Annotated in this window: 18 protein-coding genes; 15 read left to right on the plus strand and 3 right to left on the minus strand. The window is 64.7% G+C overall.

What is annotated here, in order from left to right:
* Nucleotides 1–133 precede the first annotated feature (133 nt).
* Complete coding sequence (gene ubiE / locus QQZ18_RS18465; RefSeq protein WP_446728680.1) at nt 134–922, minus strand: bifunctional demethylmenaquinone methyltransferase/2-methoxy-6-polyprenyl-1,4-benzoquinol methylase UbiE; 789 nt, start codon at nt 920–922, stop codon at nt 134–136.
* 89 nt (nt 923–1,011) lie between these two features.
* Between ubiE and mutM the strand changes: the two genes are divergently transcribed.
* From mutM to gyrB, 7 genes are all read left to right on the plus strand, one after another.
* Nucleotides 1,012–1,887: a bifunctional DNA-formamidopyrimidine glycosylase/DNA-(apurinic or apyrimidinic site) lyase gene (gene mutM, locus QQZ18_RS18470; RefSeq protein WP_284542425.1), complete on the plus strand. Its 876-nt coding sequence runs from the start codon at nt 1,012–1,014 to the stop codon at nt 1,885–1,887.
* Between the two features lie 165 nt (nt 1,888–2,052).
* Nucleotides 2,053–2,319 (plus strand): 30S ribosomal protein S20, encoded by a 267-nt coding sequence (gene rpsT, locus QQZ18_RS18475; protein ID WP_284542577.1) that lies wholly within the window; start codon nt 2,053–2,055, stop codon nt 2,317–2,319.
* A gap of 573 nt (nt 2,320–2,892) precedes the next feature.
* On the plus strand, nt 2,893–3,390 hold the full coding sequence (locus QQZ18_RS18480) for a rhodanese-like domain-containing protein (protein WP_342398932.1): 498 nt from the start codon (nt 2,893–2,895) through the stop codon (nt 3,388–3,390).
* A gap of 331 nt (nt 3,391–3,721) precedes the next feature.
* Nucleotides 3,722–5,185, plus strand: coding sequence for a chromosomal replication initiator protein DnaA (gene dnaA / locus QQZ18_RS18485; protein ID WP_284542426.1), 1,464 nt, complete (start codon nt 3,722–3,724; stop codon nt 5,183–5,185).
* Between the two features lie 325 nt (nt 5,186–5,510).
* Complete coding sequence (gene dnaN / locus QQZ18_RS18490; RefSeq protein WP_284542427.1) at nt 5,511–6,629, plus strand: DNA polymerase III subunit beta; 1,119 nt, start codon at nt 5,511–5,513, stop codon at nt 6,627–6,629.
* 20 nt (nt 6,630–6,649) lie between these two features.
* On the plus strand, nt 6,650–7,801 hold the full coding sequence (gene recF / locus QQZ18_RS18495; RefSeq protein ID WP_284542428.1) for a DNA replication/repair protein RecF: 1,152 nt from the start codon (nt 6,650–6,652) through the stop codon (nt 7,799–7,801).
* Between the two features lie 193 nt (nt 7,802–7,994).
* The gene (gyrB, locus tag QQZ18_RS18500) at nt 7,995–10,424 is read left to right on the plus strand and encodes a DNA topoisomerase (ATP-hydrolyzing) subunit B (protein ID WP_284542429.1); all 2,430 of its coding nucleotides are present in this window, start codon (nt 7,995–7,997) and stop codon (nt 10,422–10,424) included.
* Between the two features lie 489 nt (nt 10,425–10,913).
* Here the strand turns inward: gyrB and QQZ18_RS18505 are convergent, their stop codons facing one another.
* The gene (locus tag QQZ18_RS18505) at nt 10,914–11,681 is read right to left on the minus strand and encodes a DUF429 domain-containing protein (RefSeq protein WP_284542430.1); all 768 of its coding nucleotides are present in this window, start codon (nt 11,679–11,681) and stop codon (nt 10,914–10,916) included.
* Between the two features lie 7 nt (nt 11,682–11,688).
* Nucleotides 11,689–12,021 (minus strand): hypothetical protein, encoded by a 333-nt coding sequence (locus QQZ18_RS18510; RefSeq protein ID WP_284542431.1) that lies wholly within the window; start codon nt 12,019–12,021, stop codon nt 11,689–11,691.
* A 211-nt stretch (nt 12,022–12,232) separates the two neighbouring features.
* On the opposite strand from QQZ18_RS18510, the gene QQZ18_RS18515 reads away from it, so the two are divergent.
* The 8 genes from QQZ18_RS18515 to QQZ18_RS18550 all read left to right on the plus strand — a co-directional run bounded on the left by QQZ18_RS18515 (nt 12,233) and on the right by QQZ18_RS18550 (nt 22,398).
* Nucleotides 12,233–12,745: a protease inhibitor Inh/omp19 family protein gene (locus QQZ18_RS18515; protein WP_284542432.1), complete on the plus strand. Its 513-nt coding sequence runs from the start codon at nt 12,233–12,235 to the stop codon at nt 12,743–12,745.
* A gap of 8 nt (nt 12,746–12,753) precedes the next feature.
* Nucleotides 12,754–13,926: a cell division protein ZapE gene (zapE, locus tag QQZ18_RS18520; RefSeq protein ID WP_284542433.1), complete on the plus strand. Its 1,173-nt coding sequence runs from the start codon at nt 12,754–12,756 to the stop codon at nt 13,924–13,926.
* 147 nt (nt 13,927–14,073) lie between these two features.
* Entirely contained in the window at nt 14,074–15,036 is a 963-nt protein-coding gene (gene mdh, locus QQZ18_RS18525) for a malate dehydrogenase (RefSeq protein ID WP_284542434.1), read from the plus strand.
* 114 nt (nt 15,037–15,150) lie between these two features.
* A complete protein-coding gene (gene sucC / locus QQZ18_RS18530; RefSeq protein ID WP_284542435.1) occupies nt 15,151–16,347 on the plus strand; it encodes an ADP-forming succinate--CoA ligase subunit beta in 1,197 nt (398 codons plus the stop codon).
* A 4-nt stretch (nt 16,348–16,351) separates the two neighbouring features.
* Nucleotides 16,352–17,266, plus strand: a complete 915-nt coding sequence (gene sucD / locus QQZ18_RS18535; RefSeq protein ID WP_284542436.1) for a succinate--CoA ligase subunit alpha — start codon at nt 16,352–16,354, stop codon at nt 17,264–17,266.
* 135 nt (nt 17,267–17,401) lie between these two features.
* Nucleotides 17,402–20,371, plus strand: coding sequence for a 2-oxoglutarate dehydrogenase E1 component (locus QQZ18_RS18540; protein ID WP_284542437.1), 2,970 nt, complete (start codon nt 17,402–17,404; stop codon nt 20,369–20,371).
* A 61-nt stretch (nt 20,372–20,432) separates the two neighbouring features.
* Nucleotides 20,433–21,653 (plus strand): 2-oxoglutarate dehydrogenase complex dihydrolipoyllysine-residue succinyltransferase, encoded by a 1,221-nt coding sequence (odhB, locus tag QQZ18_RS18545; RefSeq protein ID WP_284542438.1) that lies wholly within the window; start codon nt 20,433–20,435, stop codon nt 21,651–21,653.
* A gap of 112 nt (nt 21,654–21,765) precedes the next feature.
* Nucleotides 21,766–22,398, plus strand: a complete 633-nt coding sequence (locus QQZ18_RS18550; RefSeq protein ID WP_284542439.1) for a LysE family transporter — start codon at nt 21,766–21,768, stop codon at nt 22,396–22,398.
* The last annotated feature ends 49 nt before the right edge of the window (nt 22,399–22,447 follow it).

Consider the following 22,447-nt stretch of genomic DNA (forward strand, 5'->3'; position numbering starts at 1 on the left):
TATTTCCTCGATGGCGTCATCTGGTGAGGCGCGCCTCACGGCATTCCATTCGTGACGGTTTCACGCGTCGGTCGGCATGACGCAGCCACGATTTTTCGACGAGCGGATGCCTCGGCATCCTGGTCGGTCGGCCTCAGATCTTGACGCCGACGTGGAGCGCCACGACGCCGAGCGTCATGTTGGTGTAAGCGACGCGGGAGAAGCCGGCCGCCTCGATCATCGCCTTGAAGTGTTCCTGATCCGGAAACCGGCGGATGGACTCGACGAGGTAGCGATAGCTCTCTTCATCCTTTGCCACCACGCGGCCGATCTTCGGCACGAGGTGGAAGGAATAGAGATCGTACACCTTGTCGGCGACCGGCGCGTCGACGTGCGAGAACTCGAGACACAGGAAACGACCGCCCGGCTTCAGTACCCTGAAGGCTTCGGACAGCGCCTTGTCGATCTTGGGCACGTTGCGAATGCCGAAGGCGATCGTGTAGGCGTCGAAGGTGGCATCCGCCCAGGGAAGCTCCTCGGCGTTGGCTTCCACGAACTCCAGCCTGTCGAGATCGCGCGCCCGCGCCCGCTCGCGGCCGACCTCCAGCATCGAGGAGTTGATGTCGGCAACGGTGATGTCGGCGGTGCGGTTCGAGCGCTCGGCGATACGAAAGGCGATATCGCCGGTGCCGCCTGCCATGTCCAGCACCTTGAACGGGCGCCGCCCCGAGCGCGGCGGTGCGAGGCGGGAGACCATGGCATCCTTCCAGAGCCGGTGCAGGCCGCCCGACATCAGGTCGTTCATCAGATCGTAGCGCCCGGCAACCGAATGGAAAACGCTGTCGACGAGGCCTTGCTTTTCGCTCGCATTGACCTCGCGAAAACCAAAGGAAGTGCTGTTGTCCGTCATCGTCCGTCCCGTCTGCCGTGATCCTCGCGCCATCGGCGCGCCCGCGACCATAGCCGAAGAGAACGGCGGGCGCTATGTTGGCGGCGCGATGTGGCAATGCGTGTCAAGGAGATGGTCCGGGAATGCCTGAGCTGCCGGAAGTGGAAACGGTGCGGCGCGGCCTTCAGCCCGTGCTGGAAGGGGCGACCATCTCGGGCGTCACGCTGGGACGGGCGGGGCTCCGCTACCCCTTTCCCGAACGTTTCGCCGAGCGCCTCGCCGGTCGGCGGGTGCTCGGTCTCGGTCGCCGCTCGAAATACCTTCTATGGGAGGTCGAAGGGGGCGAAACGCTGCTCGCCCATCTCGGCATGTCCGGCTCGTTCAGGATCGAAGACCCGAGTGCGGCGCGCATGGCCGAGTCTTCGCCCGGCGCCTTCGCCCTTGCCCGATCGCGAGACGCCCGTCACGACCACGTTCGTTTCGACCTCGGGGGCGGTACGGCGGTCGTCTATAACGATCCCCGTCGCTTCGGCTTCATGGACCTTCTGCCAACCGTCGACGCGGAGCGGCATCCCCGACTCGCCGGCCTTGGTGTCGAGCCGACGTCCAACCTTTTCTCGGCCGCGACGCTGGCTGCCTTTGCCGACCGGCGGACACCGTTGAAGGCGGCGCTCCTGGATCAGGCCGTCGTCACCGGTCTCGGCAACATATACGTCTGCGAGGCGCTGTGGCGCTCCGGGCTAGATCCGCGCCGGCCAGCCTCGGTGCTTGCCGACCCGGAGACGGCCGAACGATTGGCGGTGGCGATCCGCGCCGTCATCGGCGAGGCGATCGAAGCCGGCGGTTCGACCCTGCGCGACCATATGCGGACCGACGGCACCCTCGGCTATTTCCAGCATCGCTTCGCCGTCTACGGTCGCGAAGGTGAAGCCTGCCGGCGGCCGGGCTGCGGCGGAACGGTGGCACGGATCCGACAGTCTGGACGTTCAACCTTCTTTTGTCCGTCCTGCCAGCGCTGACGGCGTTGACGGCGGCCGCTTCACCGTCTATAAGCCCGCCCCAAGGATGGTGGCCGGCGGTCGTCGGCCGCCTGAAGTTTTTATGTCGTCCGTGTGGCCGGGTTCGGCATCCGCGGCGGCTCCACAACAAGTCCCAGCGCGGCTGGGAGAGAGAAAGGCTTGAGCATGGCCAATACGTCGTCGGCCAAGAAGGCGACCCGCAAGATCGCGGCTCGCACCGAAGTCAACAAGGCCCGGCGGAGCCGCATGCGGTCTTTCGTGCGCAAGTTCGAGGAAGCCGTTGCTTCCGGCGACAAGGCCGCCGCTACCGAGGCCTTCAAGGTCGTCGAGCCGGAGATCATGCGGGCAGCCACCAAGGGCATCGTTCACAAGAACACTGCCTCCCGCAAGGTGTCGCGTCTCGCAGCCCGTCTGAAGTCGGTCGGCGCTTGAGTCTAGGCGCCTGACGACGTCGGATTGACTCCAATTTCGTCCATTGCAAGCCTATCTAGGCCCGGCTTCAAGCTGGGCCTTTTTTGCTTTTCCGGCTCATGCGGCCAGGTCGAACGGCCTCGTTGGGGCAGGAGTCGGGTGTCAGATTTTTTATTTCATAAACAATGACTTAGATATACGTCAGATTTACGCAAGGAAGAATCCGCGACCCCGGAAACGAAAACGCGGCTAATGAATGGCGGGGCAGCCGGCGTACGACCAAAGAGGGTTTGGCAGGAAGGGTGGCCGCAAATCTTTGAATCCCCTAGGGTTCGCCGCTCACGCCTTCCGGGGCGCCCTCTCCGGTAAAAAGCGGGTTAACGACATAGGAAGATTCGGCTCTTGCTCCCCCCATGGGGCCTGTGTATGGTCAGCCCAGTTGACGCGAGCGAGCCAAGAACTCGGTTGCGAAAGTAAACTAAAGCAGGGGGCTAGCCGTCGGTAGTTCATTAAATTCGAAGGCCGAGGCAAGTAGCCAACTCAATCCAGGAAAGGTAATTCAGTATATATGCGCATTTCGCGCATGGATCTGTTTTGTCTTTTCTGTTTGGTTCATTTTTGGGTGGTGGGGCAATCTTGGGTGCGGGGTCATTCAACGAAGATCCAGGCTATTCGGGAGACGTTGGCGTGCGCGAGACTTGGAAGGCGCTTGCCGCCGATTCCTCGTCAGTGCTGATCGATGTTCGGACCGTGGCGGAATGGAACTTCGTCGGCCTTCCGGATCTCGAAAGCATCGGCAAGCGCGTGCTGCTCATCGAATGGCAGCGCTTTCCGGACATGGCCGTCAACCCGGCCTTTGCCGAAGAGCTGAAGGATGCGCTTGCTGATCTCGGTGCCGGTATGGATGCATCGCTCTACTTCATTTGCCGGTCGGGCGCGCGCAGTCGATCTGCGGCGGTCGCGGCAACGGCCGGCGGTTTCGCGCGGGCCTTTAACGTGGCAGGCGGTTTCGAGGGGGCGCTCGGTCCGGATCGGCACAGGGGCTGTGTCGATGGCTGGAAAGCGAGCGGGCTTCCCTGGATTCAGAGTTGATCCGATGCGTCGGACGAGGGCGGCCATGCGGCCGACGTGGTGCGCGCAGATCGGGAGAGCCGTCATACTGATCACATGCTGAATTCCGGAGATTGCAGCTCCGGTAGATGACGGGTTTCCCGCCCGTCATGCGTATTATCGTCGGCCTTGTGGCCGACGGAGTTTGAAGGAACGTCCTCCTTTCAGGGGAGGTTCCGCCCGCCGCTCAGAACGCGGCGGAAAAAGAAAGGTCTTCCGGACGTTGCGTCCGGGGGGCTGACGAAGGGCGCTCCAGGCGGAGCGCGCTCTTCGCGTGGAAGACTGGTATAGAGTTTAGGATGGAGGCCGAGAAATGTTGGAAGCGGAAGCCTGCGGCGTCGCTGGTGCGGCAGTTGGTCATGCCGATGCGTGGGCGCACGTTCGTGGCCGCCTCAAGGCCGATCTCGGCGACGAGGTGTTCTCCTGCTGGTTTGCCGGCATGAATGTCGAGCAGATCGATGGTGGCACCGTTTGGCTTTCGGTGCCGAGCCGTTTCCTCAAGACCTGGATCTCCACCCACTATCGCGACAAGCTGGCCGCTCTCTGGCAGGCTGAAGGACCGGCTTACCGCAAGGTCGAGGTGTCCGTACGGTCTGCCATGCGAGCCAAGGTCGAGACGCCGGCTCGCTTTGCGGCGCCGGAAGCCGCTCGCACGACCGGCGCGTCATTGCCGCGCGTCGCCACGCCCGTGCGTCCGGCAGCCGATTCTGCCTCTGCCCGCCTGTTCGACGATATCTCGTCACCGCTCGATCCGCGCTACACCTTCGAGAACTTCGTCGAGGGCGCCTCAAACCGCCTGGCGCTTGCCGCAGCCCGCCAGGTCGCCGACGGTTCGGCCTCCGGCGTGAAGTTCAATCCGCTCTACATCCATTCATCGGTCGGCCAGGGCAAGACGCATCTTCTGCAGGCCCTTACCCATCGCCTCAAGGCCGAGCACCCGGAAATGCGCGTGCTGTATCTCACGGCCGAGCATTTCATGTATCGCTTCGTGCAGTCGCTGCAGACCCAGTCGGCCATGGCCTTCAAGGAGGCGCTCCGGACCATCGATCTCCTGGTCATCGACGACATGCAGTTCCTGCACGGCAAGCAGATCCAGCAGGAATTCTGCCACACCGTGAACACGCTCATCGATGGCGCCCGGCAGGTGATCGTCGCCGCCGATCGGCCGCCGGTCGAGCTTGAAACCATGGACGAGCGCGTTCGCTCGCGCCTCTCCGGTGGTCTCCTCATCGAGATCGGCGCCCCCGACGCGGCCTTGCGCCGCTCCATCGTCGAGCGCCGCATCGCGCTCACCGCCCAGCACATGCCCGGCTTTTCCGTTCCTGACGACGTCATCGACTTTATCGTTCGCAACGTCACCACGTCGGGCCGCGACCTTGAGGGCGCGGTGACGCGCCTTGCCGGCCACAATCAGCTGACCGGCCTGACGCTGTCGCTCGCCATGGCCGAGACCACGCTGAAAGACCTCATTCGCGTCACCGATACTCGGCGCGTCAAGATCGAGGACATCCAGCGCGTCGTCTCCAAGCACTACAACGTCTCCAAGCAGGATCTGCTGTCGTCGCGCCGTACCCGGTCCATCGTCTGGCCGCGCCAGATCGCCATGTACCTGGCCAAGTCGCTGACGCTGCGCTCGCTGCCCGAAATCGGCCGGCGCTTCGGTGGTCGCGATCACACCACCGTTCTGCATGCTGTGCGCAAGGTCGAGGAGATACTCAGCTCCGACGAGGCGCTGACGCAGGAGATCGAGGTCCTGAAGCGCATGCTCGAGGCTTGATCTCAGGGCCGGTACGGAAAAACGCCTGCGAAAACCCGTGCCGTTGACGGCATGCTGGCTTGCGGAAATCGGCAGTTGCCGTAATGTGCTTTTCCCCGCTGCCGCCCTGGTGGCGACGGGGAGAACGGCCTAGAGCGTTCGCCGGCCCGACCGCAAGATCGGGCGATAGGTGGGCGCTTCGGATTGTTTACGGGAGCAGCCGTGTTTCGGTCAGGCGTGTCCTGCCTGATCGACGGGTGTTCATCGCCAGATTTTCCGGAGGCCGCGCCGGTCGTGCCCAGCGCGACCGTCCTGTGCGCGGCAGCCACGACAGACGGGTTTATCCATGCGCGTTACGCTGGAGCGGTCGCACCTCCTCGCTTCCCTTACCCACGTCCACCGTGTCGTCGAGCGTCGGAATACCATTCCGATTCTCTCGAACGTGCTGATCCGGACCGACGACGGCCAGCTCAAGCTGAAGGCGACCGACCTCGATCTCGAGGCGCAGGAGTCGGTGCCGGCCGTGGTCGAGCGCCCCGGCGCCACGACGGTGCCGGCGCACATGTTCTACGACATCGTGCGCAAGCTGCCCGAAGGCTCGCAGGTTTCGCTGGAGGCATCGGCCGACGGCGCCACGCTTTCCATCTCCTCGGGTCGCTCGCGCTTCTCGCTGCAGATGCTGCCGGAGAGCGATTTCCCCGACATCACGGTCGGCGATCTCAGCCATTCGTTCACGCTGGAAGCCGGAGATCTCAAGCGGCTGATCGATCGGACGCAGTTCGCCATCTCCAACGAGGAGATCCGCTACTATCTGAACGGCATCTTCCTGCACACGGTCGACGGCCCTGACGGCGCGCTGTTCCGGGCCGTCGCCACCGACGGTCATCGTCTTGCCCGGGCCGATATCGCCGCTCCGAAGGGCGCCGAGGGCATGCCGGGCATCATCGTGCCTCGCAAGACGGTTGGCGAAATCCAGCGTCTCATCGAGGATCCCAAGGCTGAGCTCAAGGTCGAGCTGTCGGACGCCAAGATCAGACTGACGGTCGGCAACGTGGTGCTGACGTCCAAGCTGATCGATGGCACCTTCCCCGACTACGGCCGAGTGATCCCGCAGGGCAATGACAAGGAACTGCGCGTCGACAAGGCCGAGTTCGCCGAAGCGGTCGATCGCGTTTCCACCATCTCGTCCGAGCGCGGCCGCGCCGTGAAGCTGGCACTTGCCGAAGGGCGCCTCATTCTCACCGTCGTCAACCCGGACTCGGGTACCGCCACCGAGGAGGTGATGGTCGACTATGCCGACACGCCACTCGAGATCGGCTTCAATGCCCGTTATCTCCTGGACATTGCCGGGCAGCTGACGTCGGAGACGGCGGTGTTCCATCTTGCCGATGCCGGCTCTCCGACACTGATCCAGGATGCCGGCGACGGCGCCACGCTTTATGTGCTGATGCCGATGCGGGTGTGATCTGCCGCCGCTGGAATGCCATGACAGAATCCCGTCCGGAGGCGAAGGTGCGCGTGAGCCGCCTTCGCCTCAACGATTTCCGCAACCATGCCGACCTCTCGCTCGATTTCCCGGGCCGGTCGGTGGTGCTCGTCGGCCAGAACGGCGTCGGCAAGACCAATGTTCTCGAGGCTCTGTCGCTGCTTTCCCCGGGCAGGGGTTTCCGGCGGGCGACGCTCGCCGAGATGGCGCGGCTTGGCGGTTCTGGCGGCTTTTCCGTGCTGGCCAATGTGGAGGGTGCCTACGGCGCGGTGCGCATCGGCACCGGGTCGGGCCCGGACGAGCCGGCGCGGCGGCTGCTTGTCGATGGTGAGCCCCAGAAAGGCAGCGAGCGGCTTTCCGATCATCTGCGGCTCATCTGGCTCGTCCCGGCCATGGATGGCCTGTTCATGGGGCCTGCGGGCGATCGACGCCGCTTCCTCGACCGGCTGGTGCTGGCGGTCGATCCGGCGCACGGTCGGCGCGTGTCGTCCTATGAACAGTCGGTTGCCTCCCGCAACCGACTGCTTGAGGCACGCGATGCCGATGCTGCTTGGCTCGACGCCGTCGAAGCCGAAATCGCCGCGACCGGCGTCGCCGTGGCTGCGGCTCGGCGCGAGACGGTGCATTGCCTTGCCCGCTTGATCGCGGCGCGTCCGGATGGCGACGATGTCTTCCCGCGTGCCTCGGTTCAGCTGACCGGCGACGTCGATGCGGCGCTCGATGGCGCGGCGGCGGCCGACGTCGAGGACTGGTTGAGAGCCGATCTCAGGGCGGGTCGCTCCCGCGACCGTGCGGCCGGCCGAACGCTCGTCGGTCCGCATCGCTCCGATCTTTCGGTGCGCCACGCTGAAAAGGACATGCCGGCGTCGGCGTCTTCGACGGGCGAGCAGAAGGCGTTGCTCACCGGCCTCGTGCTGGCGCAGGCGGCCTTGGTCACCGAACTGACCGGCAGCCCTCCGGTGCTTCTGCTCGACGAAGTGGCCGCCCACCTCGATGCCCGCCGACGGCGATCGTTGGTCGATCTCGTCGCCGCGCTTGGCGTTCAGGCCTTCATGACGGGTACTGACGCGGCTCCGTTCGAAGCCTTTGCCGGCGAAGCGGAAATCATCGCGATTCCAGACAACGGCAGGCCGGATTTCCGGCAATTTTGAGCCTGATTCGCCGCATTTCCACCCGATTGGCGGACCATGGTATCGCCAACATTTGACCGCTGGAATGAACCCTCGGCGAGGTCATTGAAAAATAAGGGGTTTCAGCCTTTCGCCGACGATGGTTGAAGCCACCCCCGCCAGCCTTTATGAAGGCTCAGGCGGGATGTTCCCGAGACGAGAAACGAAGGCCTCCATGACCGACACCACAGCCTACGACCCCGACGACTACGGCGCCGAATCCATCAAGGTGCTGAAGGGGCTCGACGCGGTGCGCAAGCGCCCCGGCATGTATATCGGCGACACCGATGATGGCTCAGGCCTGCACCATATGGTCTACGAAGTGGTGGACAACGCCATCGATGAGGCGCTGGCCGGCCATGCCGACGTGGTGAAGGTCCGCCTCAATGCCGATGGCTCCTGCACGGTGCGCGACAATGGTCGCGGCATTCCCACCGACATCCACAAGGAAGAGGGCGTGTCGGCGGCCGAGGTCATCATGACCCAGCTGCACGCCGGCGGTAAGTTCGACCAGAACTCCTACAAGGTGTCGGGTGGCCTGCACGGTGTCGGCGTGTCGGTGGTCAACGCACTGTCCGTCTGGTTGAAGCTCAAGGTCTGGCGGCACGATCTGGTGCACGAGATGAGTTTCTCGAACGGCGTGCCGGACGGTCCGTTGGCCGTCACGGGAACGAGCGTCGGCGAGAAGGGCACGGAGGTGACCTTCATGCCGAGCCACGAGACCTTCAAGGGGGTCACCGACTTCGATTTCGCCACGCTGGAGCGTCGCCTGCGCGAGCTGGCTTTCCTGAACTCCGGTGTGCGCATCCTCCTTGAGGACAATCGCGGCGTCGAGCCGCGCATCGAGGAACTGCATTACGAAGGCGGCCTTGAAGCCTTCGTGCGTTACCTCGACCGCTCGAGGAAGCCGGCGATAGCCAAGCCGATCCTGGTCTCGACCGACAAGGACGGCATCACCGTCGAGGTCGCGCTCTGGTGGAACGACAGCTACCACGAGAACGTGCTCTGCTTCACCAACAACATTCCCCAGCGCGACGGCGGAACCCACCTCGCCGGTTTCCGCGCCGCGCTGACGCGTCAGGTGACCAGTTATGCCGAAGGCGCCGGCATCTCCAAGCGTGAGAAGGTGACGCTGACCGGCGACGACTGCCGCGAAGGTTTGACCTGCGTGTTGTCGGTGAAGGTGCCTGACCCGAAATTTTCCAGCCAGACCAAGGACAAGCTGGTGTCGTCCGAGGTGCGTCCCGTTGTCGAGAGTGCCCTCAACGAAGCGTTCTCCACCTGGTTCGAGGAACATCCGGCCGAAGCGCGCACGGTGGTCGGCAAGGTCGTCGAAGCCGCGGCCGCCCGTGAGGCAGCCCGCAAGGCGCGCGAGCTGACCCGCCGCAAGGGCGCGCTCGACATGGCGTCGCTCCCCGGCAAGCTCGCCGAATGCCAGGACCGCGATCCCGCCAACACCGAGCTGTTCCTCGTCGAGGGTGACTCGGCCGGTGGCTCGGCCAAGCAGGGCCGGAACAGGGAGTTCCAGGCGGTTCTGCCTCTCAGGGGCAAGATCCTCAACGTGGAACGGGCGCGCTTCGATAAGATGCTATCTTCGGCCGAGATCGGCACGCTGATCACTGCGCTTGGCACGTCGATCGGTACCGACGAGTTCGCGCCGGACAAGCTCCGCTACCACAAGATCATCATCATGACCGACGCCGACGTCGACGGCGCCCATATTCGCACGCTGTTGCTCACCTTCTTCTTCCGGCAGATGCCGGCGCTGATCGAGCGCGGTCATATCTACATCGCCCAGCCGCCGCTCTATAAGGTGACGCGCGGCAAGTCCGAGCAGTATCTGAAGGACGAGCGGGCGTTGGAAGACTTCCTGGTGACGCAGGGTCTCGATGAGGCGGTGCTGAAGCTCGCCGATGGCGAAGCGCTGGCAGGACAGGATCTTCGGGTCATCGTCGATCGGGCACGTATCGTCCGGAACCTCATTGACGGACTGCATCACCGCTATAGCCATGACGTCGTCGAACAAGCGGCGATTGCCGGGGCGCTCGACGCCCGGCTCCTGGAAAACCGCGAGGCGGCGCAGAACGCTGCCGAAAGCGTGGCTGCCCGCCTTGATATCATCGCCGATGAGTTCGAGAAGGGGTGGACGGGCGAGGCCTTGTCCGATGGCAGCCTCGCCTTCCATCGCGTCGTGCGCGGCGTTACCGAGACCAGCATCATCGACGCGGCGCTGCTGTCGTCGGCCGATGCGCGCAAGCTGACCGCCCACCATGAGCACTTGGCCGCCACTTATGGCATGGCCGCCGCTCTCCGGCGCCGGGACAGCGAAATCGCGGTGCGCGGTCCGCGTACGTTGCTGGATGCTGTCTATGCCGCCGGCCGCAAGGGTATCGCCATGCAGCGCTACAAGGGCCTCGGCGAGATGAACGCCGAGCAGCTCTGGGAGACGACGCTCGATCCCAACGCCCGCTCGCTGTTGCGCGTTCACGTCAGCGAAGCGATCGAGGCCGACGACATCTTCGAACGGTTGATGGGCGATGAGGTGGAGCCGCGTCGCGAGTTCATCCAGGCCAACGCCTTGTCGGTCGCCAATCTCGACGTTTGACATCGGTCCCGCCTGGCCGAACCTCGGCGTACGGCAGCTGAATTGGGTGACCTTGGCAGGCTCTTCAGGCTTGCCGAGGCTACTCGGCGAGATTCTTGTCGCTTGCCGCCATGCCCCGCTCGCAAAGCCGTCCGAATTCTCCGGGCGGCCCTCCTGAACGAGACGGCGGCCCGCGATTTTGGCGCGGGCCTGGGCCATGCACCTCGGCTGGGCGCGTAAAATCCGATTGGGCCTCCGCTATCCGGATGGACCTTCACCCAAACCCTACGAAGCTTGAAGTGTTGATCGCAACGCGTCATGCCGCGGCGACGAGCTCGGCAGCTTGGCCGGTTCCCCAAACTTCAGGCCCGAGGCGTACCCACTTCAAAACCCCGACCCAGTCTTCACATTCATGGACCATCTTTCGTCGCCGGCAGTCCCGCAGGGTTTTGTCGCTGTGACTATGGTCTCCGGGCAGCGCCGACATCCAGGGACGCCGCGACTATTCCATCAACGGCAAGTGACGCCCTGCGGCACCCAAACCGCCGATGCCGCATCGCCATACGGCCGCGCCCGACCGTCAAGCGCCATGGCGCCGGCAAGTGCGGCGACGACGGCGTCGAGGCGATCTTCGAACGCCTTGAGAGTCCTGCCGCGTGCGCCCAGTGGCGGGAGTGTAAGGGCGGCGGCGCTGCCGGCCAACATGCCGTCAAGCGTGGTGACGATGGTCGCCCAAATCTCGTAAAGCCGCAGGCGGCGCTCGGCGAGCGGCAGGCCGCGCCAGTATTTGCCGGTGTTTCCAGCCTTGTACGGCAGGCGGTAGGCCGCGCCGAGAAGCTCGATCAGCGCCGGATGCGGGTAGATTTCCACCCTACAGGGCGGACGGATGTCGAGGGTGGCGAGCGGATAGCCCGCGGCGGAAAGTCCCGCCTCCAGTGCGCGGCCGACAGCGCCGGGCCGATCCGCGGTGGGCGAATGGGTTCCGGCGCCTCGACCGGAGTAGGCGCGATTGACGGCATTGTCGGCGGCCCGGCGCGTGAGGATCGGTGCGTCCATCATCGGCATGTCCACGGCGACGAGATCGGGCGCCCTCCCGGCGAGACGACAAGCAGCTGCGATCAGGGCGGAGGGGCCGCTGCCGACATTGTCACCTGTGAGGCCGATGAACTCTTCGAATGAGGCTGCCGCTGCGATCAGATGCCAGACTGTGCCGGTCTTGGCGGCCAGGGCCACGCCGCTCGGGTTGGCCGAAGTCCAGGCCGCATCGATCCCGAGCACGACTTTTTCAGATGGTGAAGCCGACATGTCTCCTCGTCGGACGCTGCGATCGGCGTGCGCCGGCCAGCATCAGGAAGATGCCGGAAATGCCGGCAACGGCGAGAGTCGGCCAGGCAAGTATCGCCGAGCCCCATTCTGTCCATGCCGCGTCGCCGACGAGAGGCTTCAACAGCCCCTCCACCCGATCGACGAAATCGGGAGCAATGAGAGAAAGGCTTTCGGACAGCGGAGTCATCACCACCGTATCGGCGGCGATCGATGAAATTCCGTCGGAAATCAGCGCCACAACGCCGATGGCAAACAGCACAAGCCCAACCACACGCGCAACAAAGGACAACATGCTAGTGCTCCCCCGCCCGAACACGGGGCGTATCTTGTGGCTTTCGCGTCTTCCGTGCAACGTCGACGATAGGCATTTGTTTCTATTTTCAAGTTTTTTCAGCCTCCGGTTCCCCTTCGGGACCGGGGCAGCTATCATCGGCCGCCATGATTGGAGAGAATCACGCCGGGAGCCACGGCGTCCTCTTCCCGTCCCTTGGGAGCCTCACCTGATGCGCATCACCGCCACCGTCTCCGTCGTTTCCGTCCTCGCGCTCGCTGCCTGCGGCAGCTACGCGCCGCCGCCGCCGCGCATCGCTCCGTTGGCGCCCCAGCCGGTCAATCCGGTGGCAAGTCAGGCACTGCCGGCGCCGGTGGCTCCCGCCATGCCGCAGCCGACGACCGATGTGGCCCTCGGACAGCCGACGGCGATGCCTGCCAATCCGGCCGCTGCCGCCGATGTGCGCAAGGCCGACCTGATCGGTGGATGGACATTGGCCTCGGCCGGAGAAACTTGCCAGCTCTCCATGAACCTGACCACCTGGAGCGGCGGCTATCGTGCGTCGACGCGCGGTTGCGTATCCGACGAACTGAAAGCCGTGGGCGCGTGGGATGTCTCCGGCAAGGAGATCTTGCTGAAGGACGCTTCCGGCGCCGTTGTCGCTCGTCTCTACGCCGCGGCTCCCAATCGCTATTCCGGCCAGACCGACGTCAGCAAGCGCGGCGTGCAGTTCTTCCGCGGCTGATCGCGGGAATGACGGCGGAGGCTCCGGCCGGCGAAATCGCCCTCTGGCTCGATGGCGAAGTCTCCGCCGGCCGTTTGACGGCTGACGCCGCGCAGCGGCACGCCGCCTTTGCCCTTGACCGGTTGCTCAAAAAGCTCGCGATGCCACGTCGGCGCCGTCGTTTGCTCGGTCTCATTCCGGTGGGGCGGACGCCGACGGTGCGTGGCCTCTACCTCTGGGGCGGCGTCGGGCGGGGCAAGACGCTGTTGATGGACCGCTTTCACGCGGCAGCGCCGGTCAGCAGGAAGCGGCGGCAGCATTTTCACGCCTTCATGGCCGACATGCACGATGCCATCGCCACGGCGCGGCGGGCCATGGCGGCCGGCGACCCGCGCGATCCCGTCGAGATCGTGGCGCGGACCCTTGCGGACGAGGTCAAGCTCCTTTGCTTTGACGAGTTCTCGGTAACCGATATCGCCGATGCCATGCTGCTCGGCCGCCTGTTCGGCCGCCTCTTCGACCTCGGTCTGACCCTGGTCGCGACGTCCAACGTCGCGCCCGACCGGCTCTATTTGAACGGCCTCAATCGCAACAGCCTCCTCCCCTTCATCGGCATTCTCAGGGAACATTGCGAGATCGTGCATCTCAGGGACGGCGCCGATCATCGGCTTGAGGGTCTCTCGGCGGCCGACGTTTATCTGTCTCCGCTTGGGCCGGCCACCGACGTCGCCACCGAGCGTCTTTGGGCGAGCCTGTCGGATGGTGGCGAGATGACGTGCGATCTTCACGTCAAGGGGCGCCTGCTCCACGTGCCGCGTGCTGCCGGCCGGCGCGCGCGCTTCACTTTCCCGGAACTTTGCGACCAGCCGCTCGGCGCGGTTGATTATCGAACGATAGCCCGCCACTTCGAGCTGGTGATGGTGACCGGCGTACCCCGCATCGCGGCCGGCGAGCGCAATCGGGCAAAGCGCTTCATCACACTGGTCGACGTGCTCTACGACGCAGGTTGCGCGCTCGTGCTGACCGCCGACGGCGAGCCCGGCGACCTTTATCATGCACCGGATGGCAACGAAGCTTTCGAGTTTGCTCGCACGGCGTCTCGGCTCATCGAAATGCGCACGGAGGCATGGCTTCGCCGGGCGGCGAGCAGGCCGCCAAAGGCAACCAAAGAGGGTGTTACGTTGACGTCACCTACTTCATGAAGAAGAAGGCCGGCAAACCGGTATCGTCTTCGTGAAAAGTTGACTTTCCCCGATAGTCTCGCTTGCACGCGACTGACGATCATTGTAATTCCATGCCGATCGATTTCGATCTAACTAACCTTTACGTAAAGGGAAAGGTAATAATCAATGGCGCGGAAAAAGATCGCTCTCGTTGGTGCTGGCCAGATCGGCGGCACGCTGGCTCTGCTGGCCGGCCAGAAGGAACTCGGCGATGTCGTTCTGTTCGACATCATGGACGGCGTGCCGCAGGGCAAGGCTCTGGATCTGGCGGAAACCGCCCCGGTTGAAGGCTTCAACGCCAAGCTCTCCGGCACCAACAGCTATGAGGCGCTCGAAGGCGCAGACGTCGTGATCGTCACCGCCGGCGTGCCGCGCAAGCCCGGCATGAGCCGTGACGACCTTCTCGGTATCAATCTCAAGGTCATGGAACAGGTTGGCGCCGGTATCGCCAAGTATGCTCCGAAGGCCTTCGTGATCTGCATCACCAACCCGCTCGACGCGATGGTGTGGGCGCTGCAGAAGTTCTCCGGTCTGCCGAGCCACATGGTCGTCGGCATGGCCGGCGTGCTCGACTCGGCCCGCTTCCGCTATTTCCTGTCGGACGAGTTCGGCGTTTCGGTTGAGGACGTCCATGCCATGACCCTCGGCGGCCACGGCGACGACATGGTTCCGCTGATCCGCTACTCGACGGTCGGCGGCGTGCCGCTGCCGGATCTGGTGAAGATGGGCTGGACCACCCAGGAGAAGCTCGACGCCATCGTTGAGCGCACCCGCAAGGGCGGTGGCGAGATCGTCGCTCTGCTGAAGACCGGTTCGGCCTTCTACGCCCCGGCTGCTTCGGCCATCGCCATGGCCGAGTCCTATCTCAAGGACAAGAAGCGCATCCTGCCGGTGGCCTCCTACCTCAAGGGCGAGTTCGGCGTCACCGACACCTACGTCGGCGTGCCGGCCCTGATCGGCGCCGGTGGCGTCGAGAAGATCGTCGATCTCGAGCTGTCGGCCGACGAAAAGGCCGGCTTCGAGAAGTCGGTTGCCTCGGTGAAGGGCCTGATCGAAGCCTGCAAGACCATCGCGCCTGCGCTGGCCTGATCTGTTGAAAACATGGGCCGGGCCGCCAGACGGCGACCCGGCCTTTTCGTCTCCGGCGAATCCATCCGCATTTTCACTCAGTCAGCCTCTCCCACCTCAGCCAAGGACTTCCGGATGAACATCCACGAATACCAGGCCAAGGCCCTGCTCAAGGGGTTCGGCGCGCCTGTCGCCGCTGGCGTACCCGTCTTTTCCGCCGATCAGGCGGAGGCGGCCGCCCGGTCTCTTCCCGGCCCTCTTTGGGTCGTGAAAAGCCAGATTCATGCCGGCGGTCGTGGCAAAGGTCGGTTCAAGGAAGCCTCTGCCGGTGACAAGGGCGGCGTTCGCCTTGCCCGCTCGGTGGACGAGGTGGTGGGATTCGTCCGCGAGATGCTGGGCTCGACACTGGTCACCAAGCAGACCGGCCCGGCCGGCAAGCAGGTGAACCGACTCTACATCGAGGATGGCGCCGACATCGCCCGCGAGCTCTACTGCTCGCTGCTGGTCGATCGCGCGGTCGGTCGCATCGCCTTCGTCGTCTCGACCGAGGGCGGCATGGACATTGAGACCGTCGCTCACGATACGCCGGAAAAGATCGTCACGGTGGCCATCGATCCGGAAGCCGGCGTGACTGCCGCCGACGTGGCGGCCATCGTGTCCGCTCTGCAGCTCGACGGAGTGGCGGCCAAGGATGCCGAGAGCCTCTTCCCGCTGCTCTATCGGGCCTTCGCCGACAAGGACATGAGCCTCCTGGAGATCAATCCGCTGATCGTGCTGAAGGATGGTCATCTGCGTCTGCTCGACGCCAAGGTGTCCTTCGACGGCAACGCGCTGTTCCGTCACCCCGACGTCGAGGCGTTGCGCGACCTTTCCGAGGAAGACGCGAAGGAGATCGAGGCCCACAAGCACGATCTCGCCTACGTGGCGCTCAGCGGCAATATCGGCTGCATGGTCAATGGCGCCGGGCTTGCCATGGCCACCATGGACATCATCAAGCTCTACGGTGCCGAACCGGCCAACTTCCTCGATGTCGGCGGCGGCGCTTCCCGCGAGAAGGTGACGGCGGCCTTCAAGATCATCACCGCCGACCCGGCCGTGAAGGGCATCCTGATCAACATCTTCGGCGGCATCATGAAATGCGACGTCATCGCCGAGGGCGTCATCGCCGCCGTGCGAGAGGTTGGGCTGAAGGTGCCTCTGGTCGTTCGCCTGGAAGGCACCAACGTCGAGCTTGGCAAGAAGATCATCGCCGAAAGCGGTCTCGACGTCATCGCCGCGGACGACCTGGACGATGCCGCCCGCAAGATCGTCGCCGCCGTGAAGGGAGCCTGACGCGATGTCCATCCTCGTCAACAAGGACACCAAGATCATCGTCCAGGGCCTGACCGGCAAGACCGGCACGTTCCACACGGAGCAGGCACTCGGCTACTGCGGCACCAGGATGGTCGCCGGCGTCACGCCCGGAAAAGGCGGATCGACCTGGGAAGGCACGCTGCCCGACGGCAGCAAGGCGGTTCTGCCGGTGTTCGACACCGTCGCCGAGGCGCGTGAGAAGACCGGAGCCAACGCCTCCGTCGTCTACGTGCCGCCCAAGGCGGCCGGCGCCTCGATCATCGAGGCGATCGAGGCGGAAATGCCGCTGATCGTCACCATCACCGAAGGCATTCCCGTGCTCGACATGGTGAAGGTGAAGGCCCGGCTCGACCGCTCGACGTCGCGTCTGCTCGGCCCCAACTGCCCGGGCGTGCTGACGCCCGGCGAGTGCAAGATCGGCATCATGCCCGGCTCCATCTTCCGGCGCGGTTCTGTGGGTATCGTGTCGCGTTCGGGAACCTTGACCTATGAGGCGGTGTTCCAGACGACGAACGAAGGCCTTGGCCAGACGACCGCCGTCGGCATCGGCGGAGACCCGGTGAAGGGTACCGAGTTCATCGACGTGCTGGAGCTGTTCCTCGCCGATCCCGAGACGAAGTCGATCGTCATGATCGGCGAAATCGGCGGCTCGGCCGAAGAGGCGGCTGCCGAGTTCCTGAGAGACGAGGCCAAGCGCGGCCGCATGAAGCCGACGGTCGGGTTCATCGCCGGCCGCACGGCGCCGCCCGGCCGCACCATGGGCCACGCCGGCGCCGTGATTTCCGGCGGCAAGGGAGGGGCCGAGGACAAGATCGCCGCCATGGAGGCGGCGGGCATTGTCGTGTCGCCGTCACCGGCGCAGCTCGGCCGTACGCTGGCCGAACGCCTGAAGGGTTGAGGCGTAGCGTCTCACCATCCGAAAGGACGCCGCGGGGGCCGATTGCCGCCGCCCGCGGGGTCCCCATCTACCCACGGCGAAGCGATCCTGCTTTCGCCGGAACGCGAGGGCGGAGCGGACGGCTCCGAAACGCATATGGCACGGCAGAACGATAACGACGCTTTCGCCGGAACCTCGTTCCTCTATGGCGGCAACGCCGCCTATATCGAGGCGCTTGAGGCTCGCTACCTTGCCGATCCCACGTCGGTCGATCCCGAATGGCGGGAGTTCTTCGACGCCCTTTCCGAGCCGGCGACGGCGCGCGGCGCGCGGGGCGCCAGCTGGACGCGGTCCGACTGGCCGCCGAAGGTCAATGGCGAACTGGTCTCCGCGCTTGACGGCAACTGGCCAGAAGCCAGCAAGGTCCTCGAAAAGAAGATCGAGGCGAAGGCGCAGCCGGCCGGCATCAGCGCCGAGGAGCTCCGGCAGGCGACGCTCGATTCGGTGCGCGCCATCATGATGATTCGCGCCTATCGCATGCGCGGCCATCTCCATGCCGATCTCGACCCGATCGGCGTCGCCAAGAAGCTCGACCATGAGGAGCTGCATCCGACGAGCTACGGTTTCACCGAAGCCGACATGGACCGGCCCATCTTCATCGATCACGTGCTCGGCCTCGAATACGCCACCGTGCGCCAGATGATCGATATCCTGAAGCGCACCTACTGCGGCACGATCGGCTACGAGTTCATGCATATCTCCTCGCCGGAGGAGAAGGCCTGGATCCAGGAGCGCATCGAAGGGCCGGACAAGCAGATCGAGTTTACCGATAATGGCAAGAAGGCCATTCTGAACAAGCTGATCGAAGCCGAGGGCTTCGAGAAGTTTCTGGACGTCAAGTACACCGGCACCAAGCGCTTCGGCCTCGACGGCGGCGAAAGCCTGATTCCGGCGCTTGAGCAGATCATCAAGCGTGGCGGCAATCTCGGCGTGAAGGAGATTGTCCTCGGCATGCCGCATCGTGGTCGCCTCAACGTGCTGACGCAGGTGATGGGCAAGCCGCACCGGGCGCTGTTCCACGAGTTCAAGGGCGGCTCCTACGCCCCTGACGACGTCGAAGGCTCGGGTGACGTCAAGTATCACCTCGGTGCATCCTCGGATCGCGAGTTCGATGGCAACAAGGTTCACCTCAGCCTGACGCCCAACCCGTCGCACCTCGAGATCGTCAATCCGGTGGTGCTCGGCAAGGTCCGCGCCAAGCAAGACGTCTCCACCACGGTCTGGGAGGGCGACATCATCCCGTTGCGTGAGCGGGTCAAGGTGCTGCCCTTGCTGCTCCACGGTGATGCGGCCTTCGCCGGTCAAGGCGTGGTTGCCGAGTGCTTCGGCCTCAGCCAACTGCGCGGTCACCGCGTCGGCGGTTCGATCCACTTCATCGTCAACAACCAGATCGGCTTCACCACCAACCCGCATTTCTCGCGGTCTTCGCCCTATCCGTCCGATGTGGCCAAGATGGTCGAGGCGCCGATCCTGCACGTCAACGGCGACGATCCAGAGGCGGTGGTCTATGCCGCCAAGGTCGCCATCGACTACCGTCAGAAGTTCCACAAGCCGGTGGTGATCGACATGATCTGCTACCGTCGCTTCGGTCACAACGAAGGCGACGAGCCGGGCTTCACCCAGCCGATCATGTATTCCAAGATCCGCGGCCATGCGACGACCCTGCAGATCTACGCCAAGAAGCTGATCGACGAGGGTACGGTCACCCAGGACGAAGTCATCGGCATGCAGGCCGCCTTCCGCCAGAGGCTCGACCAGGAGTACGAGGCGGGACAGGCCTACAAGCCCAACAAGGCCGACTGGCTCGATGGCGCCTGGGCCGGCCTCAGGGTGGCCGACAGCTTCGACGAACAGCGGCGCGGCCAGTCTGGCGTCAACATCGAGACGCTCAAGGAGATTGGTCTCAAGATCAACACGGTGCCGCCGACGTTCAACGTTCACCGCACCATCCAGCGCTTCCTCGACGCTCGCAAGAAGGCGATCGAGACCGGCGAGGGCATCGACTGGGCGCTTGGCGAGGCCCTGGCCTTCGGCTCGCTCGCCTTCGGCGGTCACAAGATCCGCCTGTCGGGCCAGGACTGCGAACGCGGTACCTTCAGCCAGCGTCACAGCGTGCTCTACGATCAGGAGACCGAAGCCCGCTATATTCCGCTCGCCAATCTCTCGCCGGAACAGGCGCCCTTCGAAGTCATCAACTCGATGCTGTCGGAAGAGGCGGTGCTCGGCTTCGAATACGGTTACTCGCTGGCCCGCCCCAACGCGCTCACCCTTTGGGAAGCGCAGTTCGGCGACTTCGCCAACGGTGCGCAGGTGGTGTTCGACCAGTTCATCTCCGGCGGTGAGCGCAAGTGGCTGAGAATGTCCGGCCTCGTCTGCCTGCTGCCGCATGGCTATGAGGGGCAGGGGCCGGAGCATTCGTCCGGCCGTCTCGAACGCTGGCTGCAACTCTGTGCCGAAGACAACATGCAGGTCGCCAACTGCACGACGCCGGCCAACTACTTCCATATCCTCAGGCGGCAGCTGACGCGCGATTTCCGCAAGCCGCTGATCCTGATGACGCCGAAGTCGTTGCTGCGCCACAAGCGGGCGGTGTCCAAGCTCGCCGATATGGGAGCGGAGACCTCCTTCCACCGGCTGCTCTGGGATCATGCCGAGTCGGATCCGGAAACGGTGACCGTGCGCCTGAAGCCGGACGCCGAAATTCGCCGCGTGGTGATGTGCTCCGGCAAGGTCTATTACGATCTCCTCGAGGAACGCGAGAAGCGCGGCATCGACGATGTCTATCTCCTCCGCGTCGAGCAGCTCTATCCCTTCCCGGCCAAGGCGCTGGTCAATGAGCTCGGTCGCTTCCCGAACGCCGAGCACGTCTGGTGTCAGGAGGAGCCCAAGAACATGGGCTCCTGGACCTTCATCGACCCCTATCTCGAATGGGTTCTGAAGCAGATTGGCGCCAAGACCCCCCGCGCCCGCTATGCCGGCCGGGCTCCGGCCGCCGCCACCGCCACGGGCTTGATGTCCAAGCACCTCGCCCAGCTCGCCGCCTTCCTCGACGAAGCGCTCGGCTGACCGGCCATCGGGGCGGCCAACCGGCCGCCTCCATCCCTTTCGCATCTGGAGAGAAGCTCAAATGGGCAACGAGATCCGCGTCCCGACGCTCGGCGAATCGGTTACAGAGGCCACCATCGGCCGCTGGTTCAAGAAAGTCGGCGAGGCCGTCAAGGCCGACGAGCCGCTGGTCGAACTTGAGACCGACAAGGTGACCATCGAAGTGCCGTCGCCGATCGATGGCACGCTGTCGGAAATCCTGGTCGAGGCCGGTGAGACCGTCGGCGTCGGCGCCCTTCTGGGTTCGCTTGGCGCGGCCTCCGCGGGTGCTCCGGCACCCAAGGTCGCCGAGCCGGTGAAGCCGGCTGAGCCTGTTGCTGCGGCCAAGCCCGCCGAGCCCGTCAAGACCGCCGCGCCCGTGCCGCCGTCACCCGCCGCCGCCCGCGTCATGGCCGAAACCGGCGCCAGCGTGGAGAGTGGTTCGGGCAAGCGCGGCCAGGTGCTGAAGGAGGACGTGCTGGCCGCGGTCGCTGCCGTTCGCACTGCCGCCCCGGCGCCCGCCGCTCCGTCGGCACCTCGTGCGTCGGTCGCCGCCGATGACGCCGGCCGCGAGGAGCGAGTCCGGATGAGCAAGCTCCGTCAGACCATTGCTCGTCGCCTCAAGGAGGCGCAGAACTCGGCCGCCATGCTCACCACCTTCAACGAGGTGGACATGACCGGCGTGATGGCGCTCAGGGCCTCCTACAAGGACCTGTTCGAGAAGAAGCATGGCGTCAAGCTTGGCTTCATGGGCTTCTTCGTGAAGGCCGTGGTGCAGGCGCTGAAGGAGATCCCGGCCGTCAACGCCGAGATCGATGGCGAAGACCTCATTTACAAGAACTACTACCACGTCGGCGTCGCCGTCGGCACCGACAAGGGCCTAGTCGTGCCGGTCGTCCGCGATGCGGACCAGCTTTCCATCGCCGGCATCGAAAAGAAGATCGGCGAGTACGGCAAGCGCGCCCGCGACGGTCTACTCCGCATCGAGGAGATGCAGGGGGGCACCTTCACCATCTCCAACGGCGGCGTCTACGGCTCGCTGATGTCGACGCCGATTCTCAACGCGCCGCAGTCGGGCATCCTGGGCATGCACAAGATCCAGGAACGGCCGATGGTGGTGGGTGGCAAGATCGAGATCCGGCCGATGATGTATCTGGCGCTGTCCTACGATCACCGTGTCATCGACGGCAAGGAAGCCGTGACCTTCCTCGTCCGCGTCAAGGAGAACCTCGAGGAGCCGCAGCGGCTCGTTCTCGACCTCTGACGATCGGCGCCGCACTCAGGCCTCCCTCCAAGGCGGAGGGAGGATGCCTGTCGGCGCCCGCCTGCGGTCCGCCGCCCTCGACGGGGGCGATGCGGCAATCGAAAGGAAACCGATGTCTCCTTATCTCGGCGAGCTTGCCGGCGTCATGGCGGTCTTCTCCTTTGCCATCGTGGCACCCGGCGCGGACACCGCCATGGTCATGCGGCAGAGCCTCGTTCACGGCAGGCGGGCCGGTATCCTCACGGCCTTCGGCGTCGGTACCTCGCTGCTGTTCCACCTCACCTACACCATCCTCGGTCTGGGGCTGATCGTCTCCCAGTCCTTGCTGCTGTTCTCGGTGATCAAGTGGGCCGGTGCCGCCTATCTGGCCTACATGGGCATCATGGCGCTGCGAGCGCCCGCACCGACGTTGCCGGAGCCCGGCACCCGGCTTGCGGTGCCCACGAGCAATCTCAGGGCCTTCGGTCTCGGCTTCCTGACCAATGCCCTCAATCCCAAGCCGATACTGTTCTTCCTGTCCCTGTTCTCCGCGCTGGTCAGTCACCAGACCCCGGCGCTGGTAAAGGGCGGCTACGGCTTGGTCATGGCGGCCTGTCTCATTCTTTGGTTCTCCGCCGTGTCCTGCTTTCTGACCATGCCCAGGGTGAGAAACGCCTTTTCGCGAGCCGGCCTCTGGATCAATCGCGTAACCGGTGCTGTCTTCATCGCCTTCAGCATCCGTCTGGCTCTTTCCCGAGCCGAGTGAGTCCCCCGCACTGCGCACCTGAACACAAGCCGCTGCAGCCTCAGAGGAG

This window comes from Pleomorphomonas sp. T1.2MG-36 (assembly GCF_950100655.1).
Classification (GTDB): domain Bacteria; phylum Pseudomonadota; class Alphaproteobacteria; order Rhizobiales; family Pleomorphomonadaceae; genus Pleomorphomonas.